This window comes from Nocardia sp. NPDC004260 (assembly GCF_053603155.1).
On record NZ_JBSGEZ010000074.1, the window covers coordinates 16277 to 34702 of the forward strand.

At 68.1% G+C, this 18426-nt stretch carries 18 protein-coding genes and 1 pseudogene; 10 read left to right on the forward strand and 9 right to left on the reverse strand.

Going from position 1 to position 18426, the window contains the following annotated elements:
* The first annotated feature begins 222 nt into the window (after positions 1–222).
* Together ACWEO7_RS31155 and ACWEO7_RS31160 are read left to right on the forward strand one after the other, a co-directional pair.
* Positions 223–1461 (forward strand): hypothetical protein, encoded by a 1239-nt coding sequence (locus ACWEO7_RS31155; protein ID WP_452428517.1) that lies wholly within the window; start codon positions 223–225, stop codon positions 1459–1461.
* Entirely contained in the window at positions 1461–3221 is a 1761-nt protein-coding gene (locus ACWEO7_RS31160) for a hypothetical protein (RefSeq protein ID WP_452428519.1), read from the forward strand. The genes ACWEO7_RS31155 and ACWEO7_RS31160 overlap by 1 nt, the downstream gene beginning before the upstream one ends.
* Before the next feature lie 69 nt (positions 3222–3290).
* On the opposite strand, the gene ACWEO7_RS31165 is transcribed toward ACWEO7_RS31160, so the two are convergent.
* On the reverse strand, positions 3291–3497 hold the full coding sequence (locus ACWEO7_RS31165; RefSeq protein WP_452428521.1) for a hypothetical protein: 207 nt from the start codon (positions 3495–3497) through the stop codon (positions 3291–3293).
* Positions 3498–3761: 264 nt separating this feature from the next.
* On the opposite strand from ACWEO7_RS31165, the gene ACWEO7_RS31170 reads away from it, so the two are divergent.
* Both ACWEO7_RS31170 and ACWEO7_RS31175 read left to right on the forward strand, forming a co-directional pair.
* Positions 3762–4286, forward strand: coding sequence for a hypothetical protein (locus tag ACWEO7_RS31170; protein WP_452428523.1), 525 nt, complete (start codon positions 3762–3764; stop codon positions 4284–4286).
* Positions 4283–6985 (forward strand): relaxase/mobilization nuclease domain-containing protein, encoded by a 2703-nt coding sequence (locus ACWEO7_RS31175; protein WP_452428525.1) that lies wholly within the window; start codon positions 4283–4285, stop codon positions 6983–6985. The genes ACWEO7_RS31170 and ACWEO7_RS31175 overlap by 4 nt, the downstream gene beginning before the upstream one ends.
* 735 nt (positions 6986–7720) lie before the next feature.
* Here ACWEO7_RS31175 and ACWEO7_RS31180 read toward each other — a convergent pair.
* Positions 7721–8320 (reverse strand): hypothetical protein, encoded by a 600-nt coding sequence (locus ACWEO7_RS31180; protein ID WP_452428527.1) that lies wholly within the window; start codon positions 8318–8320, stop codon positions 7721–7723.
* A 321-nt stretch (positions 8321–8641) separates the two neighbouring features.
* On the opposite strand from ACWEO7_RS31180, the gene ACWEO7_RS31185 reads away from it, so the two are divergent.
* Complete coding sequence (locus tag ACWEO7_RS31185) at positions 8642–8773, forward strand: hypothetical protein (RefSeq protein WP_452428529.1); 132 nt, start codon at positions 8642–8644, stop codon at positions 8771–8773.
* Between the two features lie 68 nt (positions 8774–8841).
* A complete protein-coding gene (locus tag ACWEO7_RS31190; protein ID WP_452428531.1) occupies positions 8842–9429 on the forward strand; it encodes a DUF6245 family protein in 588 nt (195 codons plus the stop codon).
* A gap of 25 nt (positions 9430–9454) precedes the next feature.
* Here the strand turns inward: ACWEO7_RS31190 and ACWEO7_RS31195 are convergent, their stop codons facing one another.
* Positions 9455–10189 (reverse strand): recombinase family protein, encoded by a 735-nt coding sequence (locus tag ACWEO7_RS31195; RefSeq protein ID WP_452428533.1) that lies wholly within the window; start codon positions 10187–10189, stop codon positions 9455–9457.
* A 218-nt stretch (positions 10190–10407) separates the two neighbouring features.
* On the opposite strand from ACWEO7_RS31195, the gene ACWEO7_RS31200 reads away from it, so the two are divergent.
* Positions 10408–10641, forward strand: a complete 234-nt coding sequence (locus ACWEO7_RS31200; RefSeq protein ID WP_452428535.1) for a hypothetical protein — start codon at positions 10408–10410, stop codon at positions 10639–10641.
* Positions 10642–10837: 196 nt separating this feature from the next.
* Here the strand turns inward: ACWEO7_RS31200 and ACWEO7_RS31205 are convergent, their stop codons facing one another.
* The 5 genes and pseudogenes from ACWEO7_RS31205 to ACWEO7_RS31225 form a co-directional block, all read right to left on the reverse strand.
* Entirely contained in the window at positions 10838–11185 is a 348-nt protein-coding gene (locus tag ACWEO7_RS31205) for a hypothetical protein (RefSeq protein WP_452428537.1), read from the reverse strand.
* Positions 11186–11227: 42 nt separating this feature from the next.
* Positions 11228–11884 carry a hypothetical protein gene (locus tag ACWEO7_RS31210; protein WP_452428539.1) on the reverse strand — a complete coding sequence of 219 codons (657 nt, stop codon included), beginning with the start codon at positions 11882–11884 and terminating at the stop codon, positions 11228–11230.
* Positions 11884–12192, reverse strand: coding sequence for a PadR family transcriptional regulator (locus tag ACWEO7_RS31215; RefSeq protein WP_452428541.1), 309 nt, complete (start codon positions 12190–12192; stop codon positions 11884–11886). Before ACWEO7_RS31215 ends, ACWEO7_RS31210 begins: the two co-directional genes overlap by 1 nt.
* Before the next feature lie 186 nt (positions 12193–12378).
* Positions 12379–12606: pseudogene (locus ACWEO7_RS31220) on the reverse strand (DUF4158 domain-containing protein); the annotation flags it as partial.
* 311 nt (positions 12607–12917) lie between these two features.
* Positions 12918–13607, reverse strand: coding sequence for a hypothetical protein (locus ACWEO7_RS31225; protein WP_452428543.1), 690 nt, complete (start codon positions 13605–13607; stop codon positions 12918–12920).
* Positions 13608–13719: 112 nt separating this feature from the next.
* Between ACWEO7_RS31225 and ACWEO7_RS31230 the strand changes: the two genes are divergently transcribed.
* Together ACWEO7_RS31230 and ACWEO7_RS31235 are read left to right on the forward strand one after the other, a co-directional pair.
* Positions 13720–15159: a 3'-5' exonuclease gene (locus tag ACWEO7_RS31230; protein WP_452428545.1), complete on the forward strand. Its 1440-nt coding sequence runs from the start codon at positions 13720–13722 to the stop codon at positions 15157–15159.
* 483 nt (positions 15160–15642) lie between these two features.
* On the forward strand, positions 15643–16545 hold the full coding sequence (locus tag ACWEO7_RS31235) for a hypothetical protein (protein WP_452428547.1): 903 nt from the start codon (positions 15643–15645) through the stop codon (positions 16543–16545).
* A gap of 23 nt (positions 16546–16568) precedes the next feature.
* Here ACWEO7_RS31235 and ACWEO7_RS31240 read toward each other — a convergent pair whose 3' ends face one another.
* Positions 16569–16868: a hypothetical protein gene (locus ACWEO7_RS31240; protein WP_452428549.1), complete on the reverse strand. Its 300-nt coding sequence runs from the start codon at positions 16866–16868 to the stop codon at positions 16569–16571.
* Between the two features lie 607 nt (positions 16869–17475).
* Here ACWEO7_RS31240 and ACWEO7_RS31245 point away from each other — a divergent pair.
* Complete coding sequence (locus ACWEO7_RS31245; protein WP_452428551.1) at positions 17476–18156, forward strand: hypothetical protein; 681 nt, start codon at positions 17476–17478, stop codon at positions 18154–18156.
* Positions 18157–18426 lie beyond the last annotated feature (270 nt).

An 18426-nucleotide genomic window follows, 5' to 3' on the forward strand; every position in this document is an offset into this window, starting at 1 on the left:
AGCCGGGGCCAACCCCGGCGGGCCACAGTTCCCGGTCACGATGGCACACCGCCCGGCGACGCCGCGAGCGGACACACAGCCCGGCAGCCGCTCGTCCCCACGTCTCGCGCGTGCGCGCGTACGCGAGGCCCCGCAGAAATATCCGTTACGTAATTTTCTAACGTTATTTCTAACGTAATATTACAACGTTGAATACTGACGTTTTATGGTAGAATCGATGGTATGAGCGATGAGCACGCAGAAGCGCCCGAATCCGCCGATCGCGGCGCGGCGGACGGCGGCGACCAGGGAAAACGGCGGGGATGTCAGTTCCCGATGAGCATCGACCCGCAGACGGGGGAGTTCGTGCCGCACGGGGCCCCTGTAGGGGTGGGTGAGCGGCGCGGGCGGGGCATGGGCCGGCCATCGGAGTACTGCGGTGCCCTGGTGGTCGGCGAGGACGGGATCGCGCGCCAGCACGACCGGACCACGGCGTACGCCCGCCGGAAGGAGCTGGAGCGGCGCGGCCCGGACGCACCGGCCGCCCCGGTGGAGTCCCCAGCGCGGCCGGTGACCTCGGCGCGGGCGACGCTGACCGAGCTGCTCGAACAGTTCCAGGTCCTGGCGACAGCGCACCAGTCCCAGCTCGCGGGCCTGGTGGAGCGCGTCGCGAAGGTCGCCACCCTGGCCGGGGACCCCGACGCCGCGGAGTTCGAGGTGACCGCGACCCGCCGCGCCGCCGACGAACAGATCCGGGTCGCGACCGCGCGCGCCGAGGAGGCCGAGACCGAGGCCGCCGCAGCCCGCCGCGAACTGGCCCGCGCGATCGAGGACCGCGAGATCGCCGAGGGCGCCGCCGAAGACGCCATCGCCGACCGGGACGAGCAGGTCGCCGCCGCGAACGCCGAGGCCGAGCAGGCCCGCGCCGACGCCACCGCCGCACGCGAGGAGCTGGAGCGGGTACGCGCCGCAGCCGCGGAGCAGGTCGCCACCGCCAAACGCGAGGCGCTGGAGCTGGTCGAACGGATCGAGCGGGAAGCCGACAACCGTATCGCGCTGGCCGACCGGTCCGCCGCCGAGCGGATCGAACGCGCCGAACAGGCGGCAGCGGCCCAGGTCACCGCGGCCAACGACGCCCGGGATACCGCCGTGGCCGCCCGGCATCGCGCCGAAGCGGAACTGGCGGCCGCGGTGCAGGCCCGCGACGACGCCCGCACCGAACTCGAGGCGCATCGCGCCCAATCACGCGATGATCTCGCACAGGCACGTGGGGAAACCACCGCTGCGCGTGCGGAACTGGCACAGTCCCGGGAGCAGGCCCGCGCCGATCTGGAGCACGCCCGCCACGACCACGCCGCCGAGATCGCGCGCGTCCAAGCCGCCGCCGAAGCCCGCGCGCAGACGCTGGAGCGGGCGCTGGCCACCGCCGAGAAGACCATCTCCCGCCTGGAAGCCCAGATCACCCCGAAGAAGGACAGCTGATGTTCCGTCGCAAACCCAACCCCGACCGCGCCGTGGCGCGTGGCGCCGATGATCCGCTGTTGACCGCGGAGCTGCCCGAGCGGGTGGCGACCGGCCGCGACCGGCTGGCCTACCAGTTCGATCCCGCACTGCGTGAAGCGCTCTCGGAACGGGAGCTGCAAGCCGAGCGCGCGCTGGCCGAGCGGGTCCGCGAGCACGGACGCATCGAGCAGCTCGCCGAGCTGGAGACCGCCGAGGCGACCGCCGCCGAGGTACGCAAGACCACGACCGAACTCGTGCGCACCGAAGCCCGCGACCTCATGCAGTCTCGTCGCGCGCTGGCCGATCAGCGGCGTGAGGCGTCCCCGCACGCCCAGCTGGCCCACCTGTACCGCATCAAGCGCTGGTCCGGGCGCGCGCTGGCGAGTGTCGTGGCCGGGTCGATGCTGTTCTCCGCAGCCAACGTGCAGCACAACCTCGCCCCGGGCGGACCGAGTGAGCCGCTGTACTGGATGAGCTACCTGCTGGAAGCGCTGATCTCCACGGTGCTGGTCGTGTTCATGGTCTCCGGGTCAGCGGTCGCGCGCTGGAAGGTCGACGAGGGAGAGAAAACGATCCAGTGGACCGAAGCCGGGTTGCTGGCCGGATCGATCCTGCTCAACACCTACCCGTACCTGCGCTCCCCGCAGGACTGGGCTGGAGTCGCGGTGCACTCGGTCGCGCCGATCATGATGGGCGTCGCCCTGTTCGGCCACACCGCCGTCGCCAAGCGCATGGGCGCGGCCATCGCGAAAGCCACGCAGGAGCTGTCGGTCACCGACGACACCGCCGAACGACTGGCCGAACTGCTGGACCGCGCCCGCACCACCGTCACCCCAGCACCGCAGCAGGCAACCGAACCGCTCACCGACGATGCGGTGCTGGCGGACTTCGAGCGCGAGTTCGCCGATACGGTCGCGCGCGCGGAGGACACCGAGGAGCTGCCGTCGCTCGCGCGCGAACCGATCGTCGCGCGCGCGACCGAGGCGGCGAGCGATGTCGCGCGCGAGAGTGTTGATCGCGCGTCGCTCGCGCGCGACGAGTCGCAGATCCCGCGCGCGGAATTCGTCGAGCCGCGCGCGAGCGAAGACACATCACCGATCGCGAGCGACACCGACATCGCGCGCGCGGACACCGCCCCGGACCCGGATGTGGTCGCGCGCGAGGAGGCGCACGAGGATCGCGCGTCGCGCGTCGCGCACAGCCCTGCTGAGCTGGGAACCGATCGCGAGCCGATCGCCGCGCACGAGGACGACGATGCGCCCGCCACGCGCGAGGCCGACGAGGCAGCCGCGCGCGAAGACACCGAGTCGCTCGCGCGCGATCTGAGCCCGGTTGTGACCCTGGTGCGCCCGCAGCCCGCGCGCGCGACGCGCGAAACCGGCCCTCGCTCGTCGCGCGCGAACCGTTCGTCGGCCGCGCGCGAGTCGGCGGTGGATGGTGCACTCGCGCGCGCGACCGATCGGGCGTCGCGCGCGACATCGCGCGCGAGCGACAGCGCCGGAAGTGGTCCGTTCGCGCGCGAACTGACACCTGCGGAAGCGACCCGGCTCGCGCGCGCGGTGCACGATCGGCGCAAGTCCAAGCAGCCGGTCGAGGTGCTGGCGAAGATCTACCTCGCCAAGTCTCAAGGCATGTCGCCCAACAGCATCGGTGACACGCTCGTCGACCTGCCGCACTCCACGGTCGGTCGCGCGATCGACGCCGCGATCGCAATATCCGGGCCGCGCGCGCTGGACTGAGCACCCGGACAACTGAAAAGCGACAGCCCCGGCGGGTCGTATCCGCCGGGGCTGTCGCGTGTTCGGAGCCTACTCGTCGCCATCGCCGAGTCTGTCGTCGGTGGCGGTCGCCAGCCGGGCGTGGATCTCGGCCTGGCGTTGCAGGCCGGCGACCCAGTGCCAGCGCTGAGCAAGTTCCGCAGCTTTGCCCGGTTCGGTGTGCATTCCGTGCTGTACCGCCTCGGTCGACACCCTGATCGCCTCCATCAGCGCCTCATGCGCATCATTGCCAGCCATTCAGCACGCCCGAAATGAGATCCCACCATGACCCAAATCTACGGCCACTCAACACATCTCAACCCGCCCAAAATCACTCAGTGAGGTCACGTCAACAACCCCGACCACTGATCGAATTCCCGATACACTCCTACCGAACTTCAGGCAGAGCAAGGTAACATTTACCCGGGGTAAATGATGATGCCCCTCACGGGGTGAGGGGTCCACCCGGGGACGGGTGGTCGCTGCGCTGGGCGTCGGTGGGACCGAGGAGAGGTGGTTGCGGTGAGCGCGGAGGCAGGCGTGCCGGGGCAGTCGGAGGTGGGTGGTCCGCGTCGTTCGCAGAACATCGCGCGGTCTCGTCGGCGGCGGCGCCGGCCGAACATCGATGGGCCGAAGCGGACTCTCGAGGTGGTGTTGTCGGAGGAGGAGTACGCGAAGGTGGCGCAGTTCGCGGAGGAGGCGAACTGCACGGTGCCGTGGTATCTGGTGCAGTCGGCGGTGGATCCGGTCGCCGCGGCGTCGTCGAAGGACGGTGGGCCGTGGTTGCCGTGGCCGCGGCGGCGGGAGGTTGTTCGGTCGCTGCTGTCGGCGTCGAGCGCGTTGGACATGATGCGGCTGCATCACGTGTCGAAGATCGGTGGCAACCTCAATCGGCTTGCGCACTTGGCGAATATCGACGGCGCGGTGCCCGAGGAGTTGCACGAGGAGCTGTTCACGGTGTCGGAGGAGCTGGCGGCCGTGGCTGAGGATCTGCGCGAGCGTGCCGAGCGGCTGGAGGAGTTGGCGCAGAAAGCGGCGCGGCGATGATTCCGAAGATCCGGCGGGGGCAGAAGCTCGGTGGTCTGGTGGTGTACCTGTTGGGTCCGGGTGACCACAACGAGCACACCGACCGGCACATCATCGCGGGGTCGCCGACGGTGATGCGGGAGATGTGGCTGGAGCACTTCGACGGTCTCGGTGACGATGTGACCGCGGCGGCGCGGGAGGTGGCTCTCGCTGTCGCGGACGAGATCGAGATCCCGCGCCGGTTGTATGGCACGCAGGTGCGGATGAAAGCCAAACCGGTCGCGGTCGGTGTCGGTGGGCGAGAGCTCGGTTTGGATGTCATCGAGCCCGCCGGGAAGGGGGAGAAGGGGCAGTACCGGGATGCTCCGGTGTGGCATTGCGCGCTGAGCCTGATGCCGGGCGAGGAGCTCTCCGATGATCGGTGGCAGCAGATCGCTGAGGAGTTCATGGAGCGGATGGGGTTCACCGGCACCCCGGACGGCAAGCGCGCCCAGGCGCGGTGGGTGGCGGTGCGCCACGGGCTGTCTGGTGAGCAGGGGGAGGGCCAGGACCACATCCACATCGCTGCTTCGTTGGTTCGTGAGGACGGCAGCAAGGTCTCGACCTACGACTACGGGCCCGGCAAGGCCAAGGGCGATTGGCGCCGCGCGGATGAGATCTGCGGGGAGCTGGAGCGCGAGTTCGGGCTGAAGGTGTTGGCGTCGCGGAAAGAGGGCGGCGGGCTGTCGGAGAACAGCCGCGCGGAGATCGAGCGCGCCAAGCGGCTCGGTACTGCGGAGACCGAGCGGGAGCGACTGCGGCGGATGGTGCGCGCGCACGCGGTCGCGGCCGAGTCCGAGACCGAGTTCGTGACCGGGTTGCGGGAGGCGGGGATCTCGGTCCGGGCGCGCTACGCACCTGGGGGCACCACGGAGGTGACCGGGTATTCGGTGCGCCTGCAACGGGGCGGCAGCGAGATCGGGCCGTGGGTCGGCGGCGGGAAACTCGCTGGAGATCTCTCGCTGACCGCGCTGCGCGAACAGCAATGGGACGACTCTCCCGAGGCGCGCGCCGAGGCCTTGGCGGCGTGGAAGAACCGCACCAGCGGGCAGACGGGCCGGGTGCGTGAAGGCGGGGTCGGGGCGTGGCAGCGGGCCGCGACCGAGGCCGAACAGTGGCGCAGCAGGCTGGCGGAAGTCCCGCACGGCGACCGCGCCCAGTGGGCGTGGCTGGCCGGGCAGGCCGCTGGCGTCTTCGCGGCCTGGTCGGAAACCCTCGAAGGAGACCAACCTGGTGCGTTCGCGGCGGCGCAGCATGAGCTGACACGCTCGGCGCAGCTGGCGCGGCGCACCGACCGGTGGCGGCCCCCGCCCGAGCACCGCCCGAGCGCGTTCGGGGATCTGGCGCAGCTGCTTCTTGCTCACCCCGCCGGGTCGCGTCCCCGCACCCACACCTCGCGTGGCGCCCGCGACGGTGAGGCTGTCGCCGAGATGGCCGTGCTGCTGCTGGCGCTGATGCTTCTGCTTCTGCTGTTGGCTATCGCCATCGCGGTGCAAGTGGCGCGGGCGCATCGGGCCCGCGGTGAACTCGCCCGCGCCACAGCGGTGGAACAGATGACCCGCGAGCATCTGGACCCGGTGCGCGCGAGCTGGGAAGCCGAACTCCAATCCCGCCGCGACCAATGGGACCGTGACGCCGCCCAGGTGTTCACCGCCGCCGCCGGCCGCGCCGCGCACCGCGTCATCGACCGCGAAACCGCTGCGCGGCTTCGCCCAACGAGCCAAGAGCGGCGCGAGCAACACAACCACGAGCAGCAGCAGAACCGGGAATGGGCAGACAAGGTCCTCGCCGCCGCGAGTGGACCGCTCACCCCGCCGATGCCGCCCGCCGCCGACAAGCCGCGGCGCAAGTACTACAGCGAACTGACCGACGAGGAGAAATCGCGGCTGCGGATGATGAGCGTGGTCAACGCCCAATCCGCCTCCCGTGATCTCAAGCCGCGCGGATGGACCGATGAGCTGCTCGCCGCCGAGCTGGCGCACCGCCGCACCGAGGTCGAGTTGCTGGCCGCCGATATCGCCGATCGGCAAGCGGGTGGTGGCCCGCACACGCGGCAGGTCCTCGCCGACAATGCCGAACTGAGCAAGCAGGCCGAGAAGATCGTGCCCGCGCAGCAGGCCCGCACCGCCGCCGAGGAGATCCTCGCCGAACACCAGCGCCTGGCCACGCGGAAGCAGAATCTGCAGTGGCAGCTGGAGGAGACGCCGGGCCGCAGAATGCTGGCCCGAAAGAAGCTGCACACCCAGATCACCGAAACCGAAGCGGCGCTGGAAGACCTCGCCCCGAAGCTCACCGCCGCCGAGACCGCAGCCAAAGCCGCGGCCAAGGAAACCGGTGTACCCGTGCACGAATGGGACGCGACCCTGCGCCAGGCCCGCGAGCAGCAGCAGCAATGGCGGCTTCGCGGAGCCCGGGAAAAGGACCGGCGCGACCTCGACGAGGACATCTCGCACCTGCGGGGCCTGCAACGCGACCTCGACGGTGTCGAAGCCGAACACGCTCGCCGCGAACAACTCACCCCCGAGCAGCGCGAACGCGAGATCCGGATCCGCACCCAGAGCAAACCCCGGACTACGCGCCGCACGATCCAGTCGCCCGAGCCCGGCCGCGGCGCCAGCATGCCGTACCAGCCACCGAATCTCGGTCGCGGTCGCGGTCGCGACCACGGGCCCAGCCTGTAGGACCCCCAACACCGAGCACCACGGTTTCGAACGCTGAACAACGCCGGATTACCCCCTCGCAGCTGCGTGATCTGCGGTGTTGGCGTCCCGGCCCGCACCTTCGTCCGCAAGCTCCCCGATTTCCCGACCACCCTCGATCTGCGGAGTACCTGGATCAAGGGTGGTCGAGAAACCGGTTCGGGCCGGGACGAAAACACCTTCGAGACCAGACCCGGGAGCGGGGTGGTGGGGAGGGGGTTCGGTCGCCGCGTCAGCCGTGTCAGCGCGCCGTCGACCGAACACGCGGATGGTCCGGCAGAGCGCGGCGAATGCCGTCGAAGGACAGCCAGGGGTAGCGATTAGGGTCGCGACTAGCCTCGCGCAGCCGTCGCTACCCTGGGCGCGACCCTGATCGCGAGTCTGGTCGCTACCCTGGTCGCTACTCCAGTCGCGAGGCCGATCCGGTCTGAGCTGCGGTGTTTGCGTCCCGCCCCGTCCCCTACGTTCGCGGGCTGCCGGTTTCTTGACCACCCTCGATCTGCGTACCTGGACGAGGGTGGTCAACAAACCGGGGACGGGGCGGGACGGAATGTTGAGCAATGGCACCGGATTCGGGGAGGAACGGGGGAGGAATGGCGGCGGCCGCTGGGAGGGTGCGTGCGCTGCGGTGGGCGTGCTGGTCGCCTTGGGAGGTGCTGCCGCACGAGCTTCGCTCGCTTGCCACCGGGACCACACGGCCCAGTGTCAGCAGCGGGGTCAGTGTCCGCGTGCTCGGTAGAACTGGCGGTGGCGCGGCGGGGTGTTCTGGCGGAACAGGTAGGCGATCCCGTTGTGCACCGGACCGGCTGTGGTGGCAGGGAACTGTCCAGCGTCGAGCATGTCGCGCACACGCATCAAGACGGTGCGGATCGACTTCGGGGAGGACAACACCCGCTCGACGGCGGCGCGGTGTTCGGCGGCTGCGGTGGGGAGTTTCGCCGGCGGATTCCGTGCCGCGTCCGGGTCGGTGGCGGCGTGGAATGCCTGCCACACGTCGAGGATTGTCGGCTTGAGCTTCTGGCGCGTTGCGGTGTCGGGTCCGTGGTGGCGCCAGCGGTGAGCGAGTGTGCGCAGCAGCAGTTCGGTGGCGTCGGGATCCTCCAGCAGTCGCGCGATCTGCCGCTCGAGGGAGATCCGTTCGGGCCGCTGCACTTCCTTCTCGAGCACGACTTCGCGGATGCGGATGCCTCGCTCGCTGCCGCGTCGGCGGCAGTCATCCGAGCACCATCGGCGACGACGGCCGCGGCGGGGGTGCACGATCAGCGACGCACACAGCGGGCAGTACTTGGGAGGATCGTCGAGGTACACATCGACCACGCTACGAGTTCCGCCGGACGAAACACTCGACTGCGAGCCACGCAGGTGCAGGAGGTGTAACCCGAATCCGGGCGAATTCCGCCGGACGAAATGCCCCAGTTGCGCACTGATGGTGGAAGAGGTGTGGTGCGGGGATTGTCGGTGCCGCGCGGTGAAATGAGCCGCACCAGTGGGATGGGGTACGAGGAAAGGGGAGAGGTGGCGATGGTCCAGTACCGGTACTTGTGCCCACACTGCGCGATCGGGTGGCACGACTTGCCGTTCTGTCCGTTCCGCCGGTCGGAGCCGCCGCGGGCGTTCACACCCGAGGAGATGACGACCATGCGTCATCTGCGCCGGCTCGAACGCGCGGGCATCCTGCCCGACCCCGACAAGGCAGCGCTGCACCGACGGTGGCTGTTCTACGGCCTACTCGGCTTCTTCGTGTTCTTCGCGCTGCTGATCATCTTCTGACCACACCCGTGCCGCCGCCCGTTGGCTTTCGCCGACGTGCAGGCACGCGGCGGCGATAGCCTTCCCGGGTGAGTGAACACGAACAGCATCAGGGCCGGGACCTGCCCGTCACGGTCGAGCAGATCGCTGCGGCGATGGTGGCTTTGGGGATGTATCAGGGGCGCAATACCTCGGCCGAACATGCCGCCCAAGCGGCTCGTCTCGGTGGGGCGGACGCCTACCGGGTGCGGATGGTCAATGCGCTGCTGGGGGTGGTGCAGACCGAGGCGGCGTTGGCTGATGCGGTCGACCTCGACGTTGAGGCCCGCCACACCGCTTGGGAGCAGCAGCTCACCGCCGCCGGAGTGGGGCTGGATGAAGATCCTGTCAAACGGATCGAGTTCATTCGCTGGCAGGTGCTGCGTGCGGGGACGCCGTTGCGGATGATGGCGCAGAACCGGGAAGTCGGCCCGATCCCGCTGGCCGCCACGCACGCCGTCACAGCCCTGCACACACTGCTGGGAGTGATAGCCGCCAGCCAAGACGCTGTCGCACAGGGCGATGTGGAGACTCTCGTCGACCAGACCGGTCAGCTGCGCGCCGCGCGTGAAGCGCTGCAACTGGCACTGACCAACACCGAGATCCTGCTGAACATGCTCGAATCTGTCGGCCTGTAGACGACGTTCACGACGGGCGACCGGGCTATGCCTCGATCGCCCGGCGGGACGGCAGCAGCTGGTCATATTTGCTGACCTCAGGCATCGGGCGATCCTGCCCGGCGGTGAGTTGGCCGTGGCCCTTGCCGAGTTCGGGAACGTACTTGTAGAGCGTGGACCGTGAGACGCCCAGCAGTCGGGCGATCGAGGACACCGACTCCTCGGGTTGGGTCAGCATCGCGCGGGCCTGGCGGATCTGCTCGGCGGTCATGGCCGGCGGGCGGCCCAGCCGTTGCCCGCGGGCCCGCGCGGCGGCCAGGCCCTCGTTGGTGCCTTGGACGATCAGTTCCCGGATGAACTCCGCCAGGGCGGCGAACACGTGGAACACCAACCGGCCGCCGGGAGTGGTGGTGTCGATCGCTTCGTGCAGGGATCGGAATCCGATACCGCGCTTGCGCAGGCCGGTGACGATCGAGATCAGGTCTTGCAGGGATCGGCTGAGCCGGTCCAGCGACGGCACGACCAGGGTGTCGCCGGATCGCATGTAGTCCAGGCACTTCCAGAGCTCTTCGCGCTCGGTGTCCTTGCCTGACTTCTTGTCGGTGTAGATCTTCTGGCAGCCCGCCTCGGTGAGCGCGTGGACCTGACGGTCGAGCAGCTGCCCGGTGGTCGACACCCGGCCGTACCCGATCAGCGCGCCACCGCCGCCGATCGGATCGAGCGCATCGCCGTCGAGGACGAGCGGATCCGGGACATCGAGATCGCGTGTCGGCGTGGCCATACCCCGGACTGTAGGAGAAAGGGCCGACAAGAATTGTTGGACACCAACCGTTCTCAACACGTTTTATCGACACATGCCCGGCTGGGGCGACCTGGGTTTTCGGACCACACCGCTCGGTGGCGGTGGGGTGTTCGAGAACCGATCGTTTTACAACACTGTCGTTCAAGACACTTGCGATTCCGTGCGTGTCGGCGGCGGCTCCGTTTACCGTCGATCCGGTGAGCACCCACTCGGACACCGATCCCAGCACCCTCGCCAAGAAATGGGCGCGGGAGGCTGAACGGCAGCTGCACGAACTGGTCAACGACCCGCCCTCCAGCCAGGAGGGGCGGCAGGTGGCTCTCCAGCATGTACGCGCGCTGCAAGCTCAGGCGCAGATCTACGCCACCCTGGAGGTGGCCCGCCAAGTAGAGAACGTGGAGACCTCGATGCCAGGTCCGTTTGGCCTGTAGCGGGCAGGGCAGCCGGTTAGGGGTCCCGGTAGCAATCGCCGAAAAAACAACGGATATGGGCACGCGCACCTCAGCGTTGGTGGTCAGCTCCCGGATCGGAGCTGTGGCGCGGTACGCCGCCCGCCCTGGGCGCACAGGACGGACGGCGTGGCGGGGAGTTGGAGGCGCACCCGGGTCCGGCTCACCTGCCGCACGCCTACCCCCGAAGCTGGTAGACGAACCGCACGGTGGCGCTATGCGGCGGCGGGTTCGGTCGGGCGGCGGTAGACGCCGGGGTGAGCTGGGAGCGCGCGGCCCAGTAGTCGAGGATTCCGACGACCTTGTCCGGTGTCATCGCGATGCCCAGGCCCGCGAGGCGGGCGAGGAGATCGCCGATCTCGAAGACTTCACCAGGTTCGATGACCTGACGCACCAGCCGTCGCATCGAAAGCCCCTGCGCCGCTCGCCCTTCGCGCTCCGGCGCGAGCCGTTGCGGCAATGGCGAGTCCAGGATCTCGCGCAGCGACTGCCCCTCGGCGTGCCAGACCGGGAAGGCATGATCCATGCCGAGATCGCGAGCGGCGCACCATCCGTCGGCGGACTCGAGCTAGATGTCGTCTGAGAATCGACTCAATGATCCGGGATTCAGGTGCTTCCATGGCTGCGGAGGACCCTCGTACATCCGAACACGTCGAGCCTCGACAAGGGTTCGTAGAATTCGCCACTTGTACCACCTCTTCCATCGCGCCACCGTGACCGGCGCGCTCACACCCGCAGTCGCGAGCGCCTCCTCGAAGCCCGGGTGCACGAGCGCCAAGGTGCGGACTACCCAGGGATAGGCGGTGACCTGGCGGGTGCCATCGGTAGTCCTGAAGTGGAGCCCCGTGATGTCGAAGACGACCGACAATTCCTTCGGGTCGGGAAAGTCATAGACCACTGACGCTGCGATGAGATCAGCGCGACTCATGGAAGAAGCGATCTTTCTGAACCTCCGGTCGAGACGCCGTGCTCGGCGGTTGGTCAACCGGAGGCCGAGACCTTCGTGGAGGGAAGTCTCGAGTTGCGCGGCGACGAAGACCGGCCGCACGAGGTAATCGATCGTGTAGAGCTGCGCGATCAGTTCAGCTCGCCGCGGATGTCCCTTCGGATACATCCGGACGACCTGGCGCAGAATAAATCCCGGGAAGAACCCGAAGACGAGGACCGCTACTCCCAAGCCGACGAGCGCCTGTGGGGAAGCGAGCAGTTCGACCATTTCGATCATCACGCCCACCTCAGGTTCAACGTCGAGAATCTCCGATCAGTCTGTGCGGCACGCAAGGTGGCGCCGAGTTCTAGCTTTCCGAGTTCGGTCAGCTCGTAGTAGCGCCGCGGCGGCCGCTTTTCCTTGATGGTCGTGGGGTCTTCCCACCCGTCGACCAGCCAGCCCTCGTCGAGCATCTTGGTGAGCATGGGGTAGACGACCGCGGAGCGCTCGCCGGAGCGCTTGATCAGGTCGTAGCCCCAGTGGTGCGCGTCAGGCTCGGCTAGCAGCGCGGCTGCCACCTGAACGAGGCTGCGTGTCTTTCGCATTCGCTTATCTTACATAGGTCATTTACGACCTATGTAGGGACACGCCCCGGGAATTCTGCGTTTGAGTCTTCGGCCGCACGTTTAGACGAGCCACTCGGATTGCCGGAAATCGGTGGACGATCAACCTATCGGCGCGCTGGTCCGATCGTGCTCGCACAGCAGCCGCAGGACGGTGGCCGGTGAGGGGACCGGCGGCGCCGTCGACACCTTGTCCGGCACGAACCCCAACCACGGCAGCGTGCACAGCGCCACAGCCACACCGAGCCGATCCGCCGGGCCCCGGCCCCGACCCGGCGCGACGAACGCCAAGTCCGATTGGGTCAGCTTGAAGAACCGGTACAGCTCCTCGCGGCTGATCTCCGGGAACTCCCGCAGACGCGCCAACTCCTCGTCCGCGAATACCCGCGTCGCCACGAACCCCGCCCTCCACCCGCGCCGACCATCCCTGTCATCGTCAAGCCAAGCACTACCAGCACAAACCCGCATCCCGAGCACGAAACATATTCGCCACCAACAGATTACGCATATCCGTTGTTTTTTCGGCGATTCCTACCGGAACCCCGGTTACCGAGACTCGGGACAGGCGCGCGGCAACACTTGGCGGGTTTTCGCCATCCCGGTCGAGGGCGAGGATTTTGCGTGGGGTGTTCGTAGCGGGAGGGAACGCGGTTACCCAGGAATACATGTCTCTTTCATATAGAGACATGCTGCGCCCGTCACGACTGTCAGGCTCGGTCGGCGATGCCCATGTCCTTACGGGCCCGATGAAACTGCTGATGACTCGAACTGGCGTGGCCGACAGCGGCGGCGACCACAGCGGCGGGGGAACGCCGCGCCCACAGGTCGATCGCGCGCCGCGCTACGACGCCGGCGGGCAGCCGGTAGACCCGCAGCGGGACACCGAGTTCGGCGACCACCGACATCATCCGCATGACCTGAGCGGTGCGGGGACCGTCCGGCAGTTCGGCCAGCACCCGCTCGCGGGCCTCGTCGAGCAGGTCGGCGTGGTGTTCCTGCGCGGCGGTGAGCAGGGCGTCGAGCCGGTCGGCGTAGTCGCCGGGCAGGTAGAACGACGCCGCCGACACCCCAGGGGGCTGGCGGCCGCGAGCGGCGGCCAGGGTGCCGCGCAGCTGGTCGGCGTAGCGGATCAGCTGCAGAGGGGTGGGTTCGGCGCGGTCGAGCAGGTCCACGACCGCCGCCGCGAGGCAATCGGAGCTCGACGCGCGCGGTAGCCGATCGTAGGTCCCCCAGCGCGGGTCTCGCACCCGCAGCTGGCGCCGCCAGGCGCTGACCACCCGCGCCTGCGCGGCGGTGAGCTTGCCGGTCGAGTACTGCCGTGGCGGACCGGGCTCTCGCGGCTGATCCGGATCGGGTTCCTCGGCGTCGCCAACCGCAGCCACATTGAAAGTATCCACGTGGATACTTTAGTTAATCGGCGCTGGTGAGAGCAACTTTCTAGGTGTCAGATGTGTGGTTTACTGTCGATGGTGTAGCGACGATCGCCCACCAGTGAAGGGACCCCGTGAGATGACCGCACCGACATCCGAGCAGACCCAACCACCCACGCCACCGGCGGCGAGCGAATATCCGATCGGATCGCGTCGGTGCGCGGACCGGCTGGCCGAGCGGACCAGGTTGGCGGTCACCGCCGACGACATCCGCGCGCTCGCCGCGGCGGGGGAGCTGGAGGTGGCGGAGGTGTTCTACAAGCGCGGGAACTACTACGACCTGTTCCGGCCCGCCGATATCGACGCCTTGGACACCGCACGGGTCGCGGCGGTCGTCGCCGAACGGCAGGCGTGGCTGGAGGACTCGCTGTCCGGTGAGGAGGCGGCCACCCGCCTGGGTATCGAGGCTGCGGAGGTGGCGGGCGTGGCCCAGGAGCGGGAGATCACCCCCGGCAGGTTCGGCCGCTACGCCCGCGCCGATATCGAGACGTTGGCCGCGGACGAGGACTTGGTGGAGCGGGTGCGGCTGGATCGTCTGGTCACTGCCGACCAGGCCGCCACCGAACTGCTCGATTGCGCGCGCAGGCATTTCGATATCGCGGTCGAGGCGGGCTGGGTGGCGCCCAAACGCCACCACGACAAGGTCGTCGGCCGCTACCGCACGGTGTCGGTGCCGCTGTATCGCACCGGTGATGTCGAGGCGCTGCTGGATCTACCCGATATCGACTGGGAAGCGGTGCGGGCCTGCCCCAAGGGGGAGCGCTCGCCGCTGCTGGAGATCGCCGGTGGCCGGAAAGCGCGGCGCGCGGAGGTGATCCGCGCGTTCCTGCAAGGGTTCGGGGCAGATCACCACATCGAGATGTGGGGGTGGTGGGTGCCGGGACCGGACGTGTGGGAGATCGACTGGGAACGCATCGACGGCCGCCCCACCAAAGCCGATGTCGCCGCCGCGATCGAGGCCAACCCGGTCCTGCGCCAATACCGCCCGGTGATCCGGTTGCACTCACAGGTCGGTGCCGCGATCCGGTTCGCCCGCGCCATGCTCGCCCCCGGCGCCGCCGTCATTCTGGACTGCGAGACCACCGACTTGTACGGGGCCATCTGCGAAATCGCCGTGATCGACGCCTGCACCGGCAAAACCCTGCTCGATACCCTGGTCAACCCCGGGATGCCCATCCAGCCCGGCGCGCAGGCGATCCATGGCCTGACCGACGAACAGGTCACCGCCGCCGGGGTGCCGACATGGCCGGCGGTGTACAAGCGGCTGCTGCGGATCACCAAAGGCCGCACCATCTGCGCCTACAAAGCCGACTACGACCAAAGCGTCATCGCCGCCGATTGCGCCCGCTACGGCATCACCCGCACCCGCCTGACCCATTCCAACCACTGGGCAGACGTCATGGTCCCCCGCTCCGAGCACGCCCGCTTTCCGGGTTGGCTGCCCAACGGGGGCGGACACCGCGCGCTCGGTGACGTCCAGACCACCCGCGAACACCTGCAACGCATGACCGCACCCTGACAGTGGTTGGGCGTATGGTGCCCGTGCTCGGGTGATGTCGAGATTCACCGATGCCGCAGAGCGGTCCGACTGGCCACACTGGTGTCGAAATCCGTACTTACAGCCAATCCCTGCGGTCCGCCGGGCCTACACGACATCGGTGGCCTATCGTTCAGATATGTGGCTGTATGCCGTGTGGGGGTGTGTCGGCGCAGCCGTCAACTGCGGAGTGTTGTTCGTTGAGGCCACCAGGAGAGTCAAGAGCTGGCCTTGGGTTTGGCCGAAGGGTCCGGGCGGTGGTCCCTACGCGGCAGCGGTTCTGGTGCAACTCGGTGTTGGAGCCGCTACCGCTTCCGCTGTGCTCGGCAGTGGGCTGATCGCTGATAACACTCTGGTGGCCTTTGGGATCGGCACGGCGACTCCTGTTGTTGTGAAGAAGGTAAGCCGTTACGTGCAGTCGCTCTTGCCTGGCGAGGAAGGTCCGGGAGACGGGGAGCTGGCGACATGACCCAGCGGCACTTCGGTCGCCAATTTCTGGCGGCGTTGGCTGGATCGACCCCAGCATTCACGCCAGTGCCGGCGGAGGAGCATCGAGGCAATGGCCGCCGAATCCTGGCGGCGTTGGCTGGATCGACCCCGGCATTCACAGCGAGTCGTCCTGACGAGTACCGAACGAACGCTGGTGGCAGTACTGCGCCGCGTCGGTTCGATCCAGTTGCAGATCTCAGCTCTCGTATCCCCCTACACCAGCGGCTGCCGCTGCGCGGCATGCTCGGCGACCGGCTCCACGAGGCCCAGGAGACGGCCGACTCTCTGGCCGCCCAGGCGAGACAGCTCTACGAGACCGTGTCACCCCGGGCGGACCCACCGCCGAGTGGACTGGGCGAACGGTTCGAGGCGTGGCTGACCCGACGCGAAAACGCGCGGCAGCTCTCCGACCAGGCGAGCGGGGTGATTGTCGCGATCGAGGACCTGTACCTGTCGGACTTCTTCGAGCTGGCGCCGATCAATCTGCAGACGGTATTCGAGGATCTCGGGCTCACCCAGGCCCAGGGCCGCGACCACATCAGCGCCTTCGTCGCCGCCAGTGTCCGGTCCGCCACCCAGTCCGAGGATCTGCTGAAGCTTGCTGCCGCGCTGAACATGTGGTGCACCCGTCTGCACTTCACGCTGGAGCGAATCGATGAAGTCCTCAGCGATGTCCGGGGAGCGGACCTGCGCGAGGCGGACCTGCAGCACGTGGACCTCGACGGACTGCGCTGGTCGACCGACACGCGATGGCCGCCGGGCTGGCGCGAGCAGATCGTCCACATGTCGGTCCCGCGCGGGCCAGGGGAATTCGAGATCGTTGGCGACGGAGGCCGCGACCACGAAGCCGCTGACGAGATCCCTTTGCCGCGTAGCTGACCGCGCCGCGCCCTCCGGCCTGGCTACTTCAGTCCAGCGGCGTGGAGGACCGTGCTGGCGCTGCCGCAGACCTGGGGGTCGTCGAGCCGTAGTCCTTGCGCGTATATCGGTCCGCCGGCCTGCGCGGCCAGATTCAGGGTCGCATCGATCTGGTCCACGGTCAGACCGGCGCGGTACTGCTCGAGGACATACTCGGTGTAGTCCAGGCAGTAGGCCTGCGCAGTCGCGACCGTGACCTGCCGTGCTGTGTCTGTTCTCTGCGCGGCATCTACCGCCAGCAGCGCCGCGCCCACGATCACAACAAGTACAACAACCGCTGCCATCGCCGTCACGAGCTGGGCCAGCGAGCTCTTCGGCCGCCCGACAGCCTCCACGACCAGAGGACGTCCAGCGCGAACTCCCATGACAGCACCACCCCCTCACCGAATCAGACAGCGAGACAAAGCATCTCACTGCTATCGGCTTCGCGTCGGGTTATGCAGCATCGCGGCATTTGCCGAGCAATGGTGTCGCGTGAACGCCGAACTACTGGGTGCCCACGATCGGCCATTCGAAAGCGAGACGCCGACGGCCGTATCGGGCGCGGGCCGCGTCTGCGGTGAGATCGAGTGCCGTGCCGATCTGGGCCCAGGTTGCCCCGGAGCGACGGTCCGCGATGACCGCGCAGGTGATCAGGTTTCATCGACCAGACCGGGGAACCGCGCCACAGCCGTGCTGTGCAGCCCGCCGGCACCGAGGCGGGGGTACGCGCAGCGTGACGAGACTTATCCCCGCGATCAGTCGCCGCCCGAATCATTGGACAAGCACTCATGCCTCGTCGGCCGGGTGTGTACCCAGAACATGCTGTCGCTCGTTACGGTCGGGTGCTCGGCACCCGGTCGAGTTTCGATCGACACGATCGGACGAAAATGCGGGACTTAGGATTACGCGATGGGATTCGATGCGGCGAAAGGCGCCATCGTGGCCGATGCTTACCGCCGCACCAAGGGTCCGGTGGCCTACCTCGATGAGTCGTATCAGACCCACAACCCGGATGTGAATCCGGCGGAGACGTTCTACGTCTTCACCGCGGTCGTTGTGCGCCAACCCGATATGGCCGAGCTCCGCAGCGGGCTGCGCCAGATCGTCGGCGGCACCTACTGGCATTCCACCGAGGCGTTGCAGGACCCGGACGGTCCGGCCGCGATGAAGGACATGCTGGAGTTTCTCGCTGAGGGGTCCGAGCCCTGCGTGATCGCCCACCGCGTCCCGGTGGCCGCCGACGACAAGGACGGTGAAGCCGCGCGGCGTGCGTGCTACCGAGGTGTCGCTGCCGAACTGGCCGCCGGCGGGGACGGCCTGTGGGATCCGGTCGAGTTGCTCGTGCTGGAAGAACGCAACCAGCAGAACTTCCGCAACAAGGACCGCGCCAACCACAAGGAGCTGGTCGCGGAGAACCCCAAGTTCCGCAACGTCCGACTGTTGCAGACCTCACCGAAGTTCGAACACCTGCTCTGGTTGCCCGACGTCGTGTCCTCGGCCTACCGGCGCAGCCTCACCCACCGTGACGGCACCTCGCGGTTGTTCGGCATCGTCAAGAACCGGGTGCACTTCGTGAAACCGCTGGAGTGACCCACCCCGGAAAAAGAGCAGCCCCCGGCTGCCGTAGCTACACCGAGGGCCAGACCGACTGTCGAGGCATACGCCCGGAGGGCCGGTTCCTTGCTCGCATACGAGACTAACACGCAAGCCGTGCGAAACCATCCCACGTTCGAGCAAGCACACAAGGCCATCACCCGCCCCGCCGCACCGCAGGGCCCGGCCCGTGGAGAACGACCGAGCCCGCGGCGTTTCGACCAGTGCCCGAACTCGACGCTTCAGACCCCGGCCTCACCCGAGACA